This is a genomic window from Leptolyngbya sp. CCNP1308, from assembly GCF_034932455.1.
In the GTDB taxonomy this organism is placed as follows: domain Bacteria; phylum Cyanobacteriota; class Cyanobacteriia; order Phormidesmidales; family Phormidesmidaceae; genus Nodosilinea.
On the sequence record NZ_JAYGIH010000038.1, the window covers coordinates 1 to 11,021 of the forward strand.

The window sequence follows — 11,021 nt, forward strand, 5'->3', positions numbered from 1 at the left end:
CGCTTGGTGCGAGACTACGAACGGTTGCCGGAAACATCGGAAACCCTCATTTACCTCGCCATGATCCGTATCATGGTCAGGCGATTAGCATGATTTTTGACCCCATCCGACTTTTCAAACACCCTCTAAGAAGATCGCCCTCAACTTGCTAGCAACTCCCCCTGCCCGTAAACGCGATGGCCATTCGACCCGCTCAAGGCGATCGCACCACGGCTGAGCCAGAGTTGCCATCTCCTGGCGCTTAGCCTCATTGACCCACAGATTCGACCATCCCCAACTTCCATTGACCGAGCAACCGTTGTAGGTCAGCCAGGTTATCGGCAAAGGCTATGTCTGTTTTCAAGTCAATCCCGAGCACCGCTCACTCAACGAAGACCTGGCTTTCTCTCACCAGGTGCTGGGCCACCGACTCATTACTGCCACTGCGGGCCAGTAGATGAATACGTGTCAGATTAAGCGCCAGACTATCAAGCTGTGTTGCCTGGTTAACCTAGACGTTGACTTTCTTAGCTTTGCGAGCTTTGGGTTGACCCCCATTGGTTTCGCGGTAATAGCTACTTTCGCATTGGTTGGGATTGGGTGAAAGCGGCCTTAGAGAACGGGTGGTCACTAATCCGTCACGTCCGTTTCACCCATAACCACGATCCTGAACCCGCTCGGGCATCTCGCAAACAGCACGAGCAGCGCACCTATCGAATTGAGTTCAAAATACACACGTACTGCTATGTTGCCGATTAGTCTTGTCAGTCAACCAGAGCAGATGTTGTTGCATAAGCCGATGCTCTTACCCGTATAGCAGCCTAACAACCGTTCTCAAAGGGAGGCCTGTGATGCTGCTGGACTTATTAATTTTTGCTGCTCCTCTCAACTTCTCAGATCACCTGGCACCTCGTCCTCAGTTATCTTCGCTGGCCAGCCCGTTGATTGCTGAGGCGGAGGTAGGGCTTCCTAGCCCGGCGGCGGTGGCAACGGTTCTCACGGTTACGAGTACCGCTGATGGGGTAGATGCTAACGATGAGGTGTTGACGCTGCGGGAGGCCATCGCCATGGCTAACAGCAATGCTGACGTCAACCGCATCATTTTTGATCTTCCTGTGCTGCCTTACGAACCTGCATGGATGCCAACAACAATTCAGCTGTCGAGTCAGCTAGAGCTGCGGCACGAGGTCACCATTGATGGCAGCAACGCCAATCTTGTGATTAGCGGCGGCGAGAAATCTCGTGTGTTTGCGATCGCCCCTGGGGCCACTGTTAAACTCAACCGGCTGACACTCGCCCAAGGACAGGCTGCTCATGGAGGCGGCATTCTCAACGACGGTACGCTGACGCTGACCGATAGCACGGTGCAAAACAGCAAGGCCCAGCAGTTGGGCGGCGGCATTTTTAACCGAGGCCGATTGAATTTGGTAAACAGCACCGTGGCGGGCAATATATCGCGTTTTGGCGGTGGCGGCATTGCCAACCACGGTAGTCTTTCGCTTGTAAACAGCACCCTCAGTGGCAATACGGCCTACTTGCTAGGGGGCGGTATTGACAACAGCAGCGGCAATTTGGTGGCCAAAAGCAGCACGATCGCCTTCAACACGGCCGACAGCCAGGAAACCGGGGTGGGTAACGGCGGCGGTATCTATGTGGGCACCAGTCGAGTGGAACTGCAAAACACCATTGTGGCGCGCAATGTGGATCGTTCAGGCGATCGCGAGACCGGAGCCATCCATGCCAATATCTCTGGCCCTGTAGTCGATGGTGGGGCAAACCTGATTGGCGACTACACCGGCAGCAGCGGCTTTAGCCGTAGCCACTTGGTGGGCACCGCGACTAGCCCCATTGACCCACGGCTGGGGCCGCTGCAAGACAACGGCGGATTGACCTGGACCCACGGCCTGCTGGTCAATAGCGTGGCTCGGGGCTCGGGGGATGTGGCCTCGGCCTCGGCCCTTGACCAACGGGGTATGGCCCGAGGCGAAACGGCGGATATTGGAGCCTACGAGGTGGCTTTTAGCGCCATTACTGTCGATACCCTGGTAGATGAGGACAACCGCAATTTTGCCGCGGGCAATGTCTCTCTGCGGGAGGCACTGCGCTACATTGACGACGGCGGCACGGTAACCTTTGCGCCAGGACTCAGCGGTACCATTGCGCTGCAGCTGGGTCAGCTCGAAATCAACAAGACCCTAACCGTTCAGGGGCCGGGAGCCGACCAGTTAATCATCAACGGGCGCAGCAACCGATCCCGAGGGCTGGATATCGCTCCCAGCGGGGTCGCCGACCTGTCAGGGCTTACGATCGCAGGCGGCAATAGCTACTTTTCATCGGATGGCGACATGGGTGGCGGCGGCCTGCGTAATCGGGGCCGACTGCGCCTCAGCCACAGCGTTGTACGCAACAACCAGGGCCGATTCGGAGGCGGCATCGCCAATGGCAACGGCGCGACCCTAGAGCTAATTAACAGCACCCTAGAGCACAACAGCGCTGATGAAACCGGTGGCGGTATTCACAACCGGGGGACACTGACAATTCGCAGCAGCACACTCTACAGCAACAACGGCGGATTGTTGGGTGGAGCGCTGATTAATATTGGCACCACTACCATCGCCAACAGCACCTTTAGCAGCAACAGCGCTACCACTGGCCAAATCGACAACTTCAACATTCTGGATCTGCGCGCTAGCACTATTTTCACCGACTCCCAGAAACCGGGGTGGACCATAGTGGGTCTCTACAGCCCGGTCTCAGCCGGCAATAATGCAATCACTACTGTAAAGCACACTATCATTACCGAGCATCGGGGGGGGAGCGTATGGGGGCGGGTGATCAGCCTGGGGCACAACCTGATTGCCACCGCCGCGCCGGATGGCAGCAGTGGGTTTATGCCGGGGGTCAGAGGCGATCGCATCGGCACTCCCCAGCAACCGCTCGACCCCCAGATCTTGCCCCTGGCCGATAATGGTGGGCCGACCTGGACCCACGCCCTACGGCCTGGCAGCCCGGCCATTGCCATGGCCGACCCAGGCGATCGCACCCTAACTACCGATCAGCGGGACGTGCCGCGCAGCCCCCTGGCCGACATTGGTGCCTACGAGCACCTCAACCTGGCCCCCATCGCCCGCAACGATACCTTGACGCTGACCGGTCGGCGGCTGATGTTTAGCCCCCTGGACAATGACGCTGACCCCGAGGGCGATCGCCTGGAGCTGGTAAATTTCTCCCGGCCTCAGCACGGCTTGCTGGTGCGCAGCAGCCAGAGCACCTTCACTTATACAGCAACTGGTTTGGGGTTGTCCTCAAGCGATCGCTTTACCTACACCGTGCGCGACGCCAAGGGCAACACCAGCACCGCCACAGTACAGATCAATGGTCTGAGATAGCGCTGGCTTTGTCACACTGACCATGCTAAATGGGGTTGCACCGGGGTAGTGGGCGATCGGTCAACCCGTTTGGGCGTGGCCCTGCATAACCCCAAACCGTCGCCCGCAAAACTTCACCAGCGGACACCTCCGTTGTAACAGCATTCCCCCTAGGAGACTTTGACATGGCACGCATTACCGGCAGCGCGGGTAACGATACCCTCTTGGGCACCCAATTCAACGACACCCTCCAGGGGTTAGACGGCAACGATCATCTCTTTGGTCTGGGCGGCGACGACAGCCTCTCTGGCGGCAACAACAATGACTATCTCGACGGTGGCCTGGGTAACGACAGCCTCTCTGGCGGCCCCGGCAACGACCAACTACTGGGTGGCCCCGGCGACGACACCTTGGATGGCGGGGCGGGCAACGACAGCCTCTTGGGTGGCCCCGGCAATGACAGCCTCTTGGGCGGCGATGGCAACGACTGGCTCCAGGGCAGCAGTGCCTCTACCCCCGGCGAAGTTGATCAATTGACCGGCGGCGCAGGGGCCGACACCTTTGTGCTGGGCAGCTACTTCGGCGTGCTCTACGACGACCAAAACAGCACTAATTCAGGTACCCCAGACCACGCCTTCATCCATGATTTCGACCCCAATCAGGATGTCATTCAGCTGGCTGGTCAAAAGAGCGACTACCTGCTTTTATCGACTGCGGATGGCACAGCCATTTACCTGAACAAACCCGGTGACGAAGCCGATGAATTGATTGCTGTTCTAGCGTTTAATGCCTATGCCCTAGACTTAGACGCTTCCTACTTTCGCTTTCAAAACTTGCCCACAGTTGAGTTAACCCAAATCGCAAAAGGGGTTGGCGGCTATGCCATCCAGGGCGAAGCCGCTTATGATCATTCCGGCCAGTCTGTCAGCAGTGCCGGGGATGTGAACGGTGATAGCTTTGACGATGTGATTTTAGGAGCTTTTGGGGCTGATCCCAATGGAGAGGCCTCTGGCAAATCCTACGTGGTTTTTGGCAAAGCGGATGGCAGTGCCGTGAATTTAAGCCAGGTGGCCGCAGGCATTAGCGGGTTTGTCATCCAAGGCGAAGCTATTTATGATAATTCTGGCTATTCTGTCAGCAATGCTGGGGATGTGAACGGCGATGGCTTCGATGACCTAATTGTGGGAGCCTATGGTGCCGACCCCAATGGACATTCCTCTGGCAAATCCTACGTGGTTTTTGGCAAAGCGGATGGTAGTGCCGTGAATTTAAGCCAGGTGGCCGCAGGCATTGGCGGGTTTGCTATCCAGGGCGAAGCGGCTAGTGATTTTTCCGGCATTTCCGTCAGTAATGCCGGGGATGTGAATGGCGATAGTTTCGATGATCTGATTGTGGGAGCTGTTTGGGCTGATCCCAATGGGGAGAACTCTGGCAAATCCTACGTGGTCTTTGGCAAAGCCGATGGCAGTGTGGTGAATTTAAGCCAGGTGGCCGCAGGCATTGGCGGGTTTGCTATCCATGGTGAAACCGCTAGGGATTCTTCCGGCTATTCCGTCAGCAATGCTGGGGACGTAAATGGCGATGGCTTCGATGATCTGATTGTGGGAGCCCAAGGTGCTGACCCCAATGGATCATTTTCTGGCAAATCCTACGTGATCTACGGTGGCGACTTCACCCAGTCGGTGACGCAGCAGGGACAGGCGGGAGACGACACTCTGACCGGCAGCGCCTTGGCCGACACTTTTGTCGGTGGAACCGGCAACGATACTCTGATCGGTAACGGTGGCCGCGATGTGCTTTACGGCGGGGCTGGAGACGACGTAATTGCTATTCGAGATGCCAACTTTATGCGGATCAACGGCGGGACGGGGATGGATACCCTGCGCATTGACGGTAGTAATGTAGCCCTCGATTTGACTAAGGTGGGCAACCCTAAGATTTTAGGCATCGAAGAGATCGACCTCACCGGCTCGGGCAACAATGGGCTAGCCCTGACCCGGTTCGACGTGCTGGCGCTGTCGGATGAGACCAATCAGCTGATTGTGCAGGGCAACGCTGGCGATACGGTAGTGTCTGGCGGGCAGGGTTGGGTAGCCAGCGGCATTGCCAGTTTGAACAACAATTTGTTTGTGGAATACACCTCCAACGGGGCCACGATGCTGGTCGATACCGACATCACTCAGATCATCTCCTAGGACTTTATTGCCTGAAGCTTGGTAAACCAATCGTCTATGCCGCCCGGCGAAACCCCAACGACGAAAACCATAGAGCGCATCCATAAAGCGATGTACCCCTTTTGGGGGCAATTTTCAAAGCAAGACCAGTTTGGGATCTAAAAAACCACAGATCCCAAGCCGGTTTTTCATTTTGGTTAGAGGCGCTGGGACGAAAAAGTTAGCCCTGCATACCTCCCATGGGTTGCCCGTAAAACCCTGGGAGAGAGACATGAAATTCTTAACGCGGGTAAACCCACCCAGGAGATTTAGACATGGCTGACAATGCTAACAGCGCAAGCAATCCCAGACCCTTTGGCCTCAAACTTAATAGTCTGATTCAAGCATTAGGCGATCGCCCTTTTCAGCTTGATCTGACCCACGAGCCAGAACTGGAGTGTGTCGAGAACGACGATCTTTCGAGCGTTCTCGACCTATCTTTGCCAGGGAATGGTACCATCCTGCCCCCAAGCCTCAACAGTCTTGATCTTTCTACTTGGGAGCACCCAGCCGGGGCGACGGGCGGCAGACCAGACACACCCTCTCTAACCCAGCCGGGCCTGGTGCCTGACACTGTGGTGAAGGCGATCGTGGGCAGCACCATTAACCAGGGGGCAGCGGCGCTGCTAGCAGGTAAAAATGGGGCACCCCTACCCTTTATTGTCACCAGCCTGGCCGATACTGTAGATGCCAACGACGGGGTGCTGACCCTGCGGGAGGCGGTGCTGGCAGCCAATGCCCAGCAGGGAGCCGATGAGATTTCCTTTGCCCCAGGGCTGAGCGGCACCCTGACGCTGTCGGGCACCCAGATTACCATTACTGATGCCCTGACGATTCATGGAGCCGAGGGTGGGGCGATCGCCCTCAGCGGTAACCAGGCCTCTAGAATTTTTACGATTGCCAGGCAGGCCCCAGTCACCTTGAATCATCTCACCCTAACCCAGGGATTTGCCCTCGATGGCGGCGCTATTCTAACCAATAGCGATTTAACGCTAAACCACTGCGTTTTTATCGGCAATGTGGGTCAGCGGGTCGGTGGTGCAGTCTATAGCGATACCCCAGGCACCCTAAAAGTCAGCGACAGCACCTTCAAACATAATCAGGCGTCCCACGGGGGCGGCATTTGGGCACGGGCTATAGAAGCCGCCGTCACCAACAGCACGTTTGAGAGCAATGTTGCACGGGTAGGCGGTGGCGCGATCGAGGCCATTCTTGGGCGGGCTGGCACCATCGAAAACAGCCAGTTTTACAACAATGAAGCAATTTACGGAGGCGGCATTACCCAATCCTTTATGGGGACAGGCTCTAAAACTTTCACGGTCAACAACAGCACCTTTAGCGGCAACAGAGCCGAGCGCTGGGGCGGTGGCATTGGCACTTTGTATCTATATCTAGATGTGCCAGATTTTCAAAGAGATCTCAACGCTGTTGTGATTCAAAACACTACTTTCAACGCCAACGAAGCAGGGGAGAAGGGCGGCGGCATTTTTCTAGATAAAAGCAACACTAAGCTGACCAACGCCACTTTTACCCAAAATTCTGCCTTGGAGGGCGGCGGTATTTTTAACACCAGCAAACTAACCGTCACCAATAGCACTATCGCCAACAATGGGGCGATTCGAGGCGGCGGTATCAGCACCACCTATCAGGCCGAGGTTGGCCACAGCATTATTGCTACCAATGGGACAGAGTCGATACCATCAGTTGCGGCCGACCTGGATGGGGAGTTTTTCACCCGAGGCCACAACCTGATTGGCATTGGTCAGGACAAGCCTGGCTTTGTTCACGGCCTCAAAGGCGATCAGGTAGGCACCTGGTTTAGCCCCCTTGACCCCAAGCTGGGGCCGCTGCAAGACAACGGTGGCCCTACTCAAACTATGGCTCTGCTGCCCGGTAGCTCTGCCATAGATGCGGTGCGATCGCCCTTCTTCCCGGCTACCGACCAGCGAGGGATCGCCCGCAAGCGTGGCTATGCCGACATCGGCGCGGTGGAGTATGGCCACCGGCCCGTCGCCCAAGACGACGCTGCCACCGTGATGGAAGGAGCCTCTGTAGAACTGGCGGTGCTCAGTAACGACACCGATGGCGATGGCGACGCCCTCACTATCGCAGCGTTCACCCAGCCTACCCACGGGACTCTGCAACAGAACCTCAATGGTACTTTGACCTACACCGCTGCCCTCAACTTTAGCGGCCCTGACACCTTTACCTACCAGGTGAGTGACGGTGTAGAAGGCACCAGCCACCCCGCTACCGTGACGATTTTGGTCAGCCCGCTGGCCCTGGATGGTACCCGCGAGGCCGATACCTTGATAGGTACCGACACCGATAACTCAATCAATGGCAGAGCCGGTAATGACTGGCTCTATGGCCAGGGCGGCAACGATATCCTGCGCGGCGGCGCGGGGGACGACCAGGTTTTTGGCGGGGAGGGCAATGACCGGCTGTATGGTGATGCCGAAGACGACATGCTTTACGGTGGTGCAGGCGATGACTGGCTCAACGGCGGCTCCCAAAATGATGTGTTGGTAGGTGGCCCCGGTCGCGATCTGCTGATTGGCGGTACCGGGGACGATCGCTATGTCTACACTGCCCTCGACGATGCAGGCGACACCATTCAAGACTTCATGAATGGCAATGATGTCTTAGATCTGCGCGATCTGTTTGGTCAGCTGAACTATTCAGGCACCGATCCCATTGCCGACAACTACCTACAGTTTGTGTTTAGCGGCGGCAGAACTGAGGTGCAGGTCAGCCCCGATGGCACCGCTGAGTTTACTCCCCTGGTTACCCTTAACGGCATAGCACCAGATCAACTCGTGCTGGGCCAGAACCTGCTGGTTTAAGTAGCCGTGGTGTCAGCCAAGGCGACTGCCGTAGAATAAGGCCATGAAAAATTGGCTGTGCAACGGGCATCTGCGGCGGCTGGGTTGGGCGATCGCCGGTTTGCTGCTGGCCCTGAGTCTGGCGATCGCCCCCCTACACTCGGTGCCTTTGACGCTGGTAGGCACGGGCAGATCGCTCGCCGTCGCCAGTCTGCCGCTGATTCAGCAGGGCCAAGGGTTCTACCAGGCGGGGCAGTACACCCAGGCGGAGCAGGTGTGGCAGCGGGCCGCCACTGATCTGGCTCAGCGGGGGGATGTTGCCCAGCGATCGCTGGTGCTGAGCTATCTGGCCCTGGCCCACCACCAGCTAGGGCAGGGCGAGGCGGCTGAGGCGGCGATCGCCACCAGCCTGCAACTCTGGCAAAATAGCCCACCCCAAACCACTTTCCAGCAGCAAATTTTGGGCCAGGTGCTCAACACCCAGGGCAATCTGCAATTTTCCCTGGGGCAGATTGAGAGGGCGATCGCCGCCTGGCAAGGGGCTGCCGATGCCTTTGCCGCCGCTGGCGATGAGCCCCGCCGCCAGGGCAGCCTGATCAACCGTGCCCAGGCGGAGCAATCTCTGGGGCTGTACCTCCAGGCCCGGCGCACCTTAGAGGCTGTGGCCATTGGCCTGGCGCAGCAGCCGGTCTCCAGCGCCAAAGTTTTAGGTCTGCAAAGTCTGGGGAATGTGTGGCGGGCGATCGGTCAGGTTGACCAGTCGCAGCAGGTCTTGGCAGAGGCCGTGGCGCTGGTGGCTCAGCTCCCCACTGCTGAGCAGGCCGACATCCTGGCTGGCCTGTGGCTGAGCTTGGGCAACACCGCCCAGGTCCAGCAAAATCTGGAGGACGCGGCTGAGTTATACGCCCAAGCGGCGACGACGGCGACCGACCCGCTGCTGCGGGTGCAGGCCCAGCTCAATCAGCTGCGGTTGCAGCGGTTGCAAGATGAGGGGCTAGCGGCGGCCCAGGGGTCGGCGATCGCAGCAACAATATCGGAGCTGCCCGAGGGGCGATCGGCCATCTACGCCCAGATCAACTATGCCGATCTACTGAGTGCTAATCCCGCTAACGACGGGGCGGCAGCCCAGCAGTTGGCGAATGCGGTGCAGCAGGCCCAGCGCCTGCAAGACCAGCGGGCCGAGGCCTACGCCCTGGGTTACCTGGCAAACCTCTACGAAAAGCGCGATCGCTGGCCCGAGGCTCAATCGCTAACCGAGCAGGCGTTACGGCTGGCCCAATCACTTCAGGCCGCTGACGTGACTTATCGATGGCAGTGGCAGCTGGGGCGCATTCTCAAGGCGCAAAACCAGACGGAGCAGGCGATCGCGACCTACAATGCCGCTTTTGTCACCCTTCAGTCGCTGCGCCGTGACCTAGTAGCCACCGGCCCCGACCTCCAGTTCTCATTTCGAGAGGGAGTTGAGCCGCTCTATCGAGAATTTTTAGACCTGCTGCTGGTCTCTTCTGAGGGGGCTGGCCCTGAGCAGCTGGCCCTGGCACGCCAGGTAATCGAAGCGCTGCGACTGGCGGAGCTGGACAATTTCTTTCGCACCGCCTGTCTGGAGGGCCAGAGCGTGGCCCTAGATGCGGTGGACCAAACAGCGACAGCGGTAATTCACCCGATCGTGCTGGAGGATCGACTAGAGATCATTCTCAGTCTGCCAAATCGGCCCCTGGCCCAACATACAGTACCAGTGGGGCGGCAGCAGGTTGAAGCCCAAACCACCCGCTGGCTGCGGGAGCTGGGCAAACCCTTGACCTCGCCCCAGGGGAAGGCGCTGGGGGCCGAACTCTACGGTTGGCTGATTGCCCCCTTGGCAGCGGAGCTGGCCCAGCAGCAGGTGCAGACGCTGGTGTTTGTGCTGGATGGGGCGCTGCGCAACATTCCTATGGCGGCGCTGTATGACGGCGATCGCTACCTGATCGAGACCTACCAGGTGGCCCTGGCTCCTGGGCTACAGCTGCTAAACCCGCAGCCGCTGCGATCGGAGTCTCTGGCGGTGCTGGCCGCAGGGCTGACAGAGGCCCGCCACGGCTTCAGCGCTCTGAGCAATGTCGGCGCAGAGATCGAAACCATTCGGGCTAAGGCAACCGGACAGGTGCTACTCGACCAGGGTTTTACCACCCAAACTTTGCAAACCGAGCTGGAGCAGACCCCGTTTCCGGTGGTGCACCTAGCCACCCACGGTCAGTTCAGCTCTAACCTAGACGAGACCTTTGTGCTGGCCTGGGATCGGCCCATTTTGCTCAACGAGCTGCGAGAGCTGCTGCGATCGCGCGATGACATTACTACCGGGGCGATCGAGCTACTGGTGCTAAGCGCCTGCGAAACGGCGGCGGGCGACAGCCGCGCCACCCTGGGTTTGGCGGGCATTGCCGTGGAGGCTGGATCCCGCAGCACGCTGGCCTCGCTGTGGAACCTGGACGATCAGTCGGGGGCCGAATTTATGGGTCAGTTTTACCAGGCCCTGGTGCAGCCCGGTAACTCGAAGGCCGCCGCTCTGCAAGAGGCTCAGCTGGCGCTGCTGCAAGACTCAAATTACCGGCATCCTCGATATTGGGCTCCCTACGTGCTGTTGGGGAATTGGCTGTAGA

The 11,021-nt window shown here is 58.3% G+C and carries 4 protein-coding genes and 1 pseudogene; all 5 read left to right on the top strand.

The window, feature by feature from the left end; genetic code table 11:
* Positions 1-87: pseudogene (locus VB780_RS11605) on the top strand (IS5/IS1182 family transposase); the annotation flags it as partial.
* 743 nt (positions 88-830) lie between these two features.
* A complete protein-coding gene (locus VB780_RS11610) occupies positions 831-3,368 on the top strand; it encodes a choice-of-anchor Q domain-containing protein (RefSeq protein ID WP_323351314.1) in 2,538 nt (845 codons plus the stop codon).
* A gap of 164 nt (positions 3,369-3,532) precedes the next feature.
* The gene (locus VB780_RS11615) at positions 3,533-5,542 is read left to right on the top strand and encodes a hypothetical protein (protein ID WP_323351315.1); all 2,010 of its coding nucleotides are present in this window, start codon (positions 3,533-3,535) and stop codon (positions 5,540-5,542) included.
* Positions 5,543-5,835: 293 nt separating this feature from the next.
* Positions 5,836-8,406 (top strand): Ig-like domain-containing protein, encoded by a 2,571-nt coding sequence (locus tag VB780_RS11620; RefSeq protein WP_323351316.1) that lies wholly within the window; start codon positions 5,836-5,838, stop codon positions 8,404-8,406.
* Between the two features lie 43 nt (positions 8,407-8,449).
* Complete coding sequence (locus VB780_RS11625; protein ID WP_323351317.1) at positions 8,450-11,020, top strand: CHAT domain-containing protein; 2,571 nt, start codon at positions 8,450-8,452, stop codon at positions 11,018-11,020.
* The last annotated feature ends 1 nt before the right edge of the window (position 11,021 follow it).

Excerpts from the sequence above, each read along its gene's own strand:
- VB780_RS11620 (WP_323351316.1), top strand. The coding sequence starts at position 5,836 with ATGGCTGACAATGCTAACAGCGCAAGCAATCCCAGACCCTTTGGCCTC.
- VB780_RS11625 (WP_323351317.1), top strand. The coding sequence starts at position 8,450 with ATGAAAAATTGGCTGTGCAACGGGCATCTGCGGCGGCTGGGTTGGGCG.
- VB780_RS11615 (WP_323351315.1), top strand. The coding sequence starts at position 3,533 with ATGGCACGCATTACCGGCAGCGCGGGTAACGATACCCTCTTGGGCACC.
- VB780_RS11610 (WP_323351314.1), top strand. The coding sequence starts at position 831 with ATGCTGCTGGACTTATTAATTTTTGCTGCTCCTCTCAACTTCTCAGAT.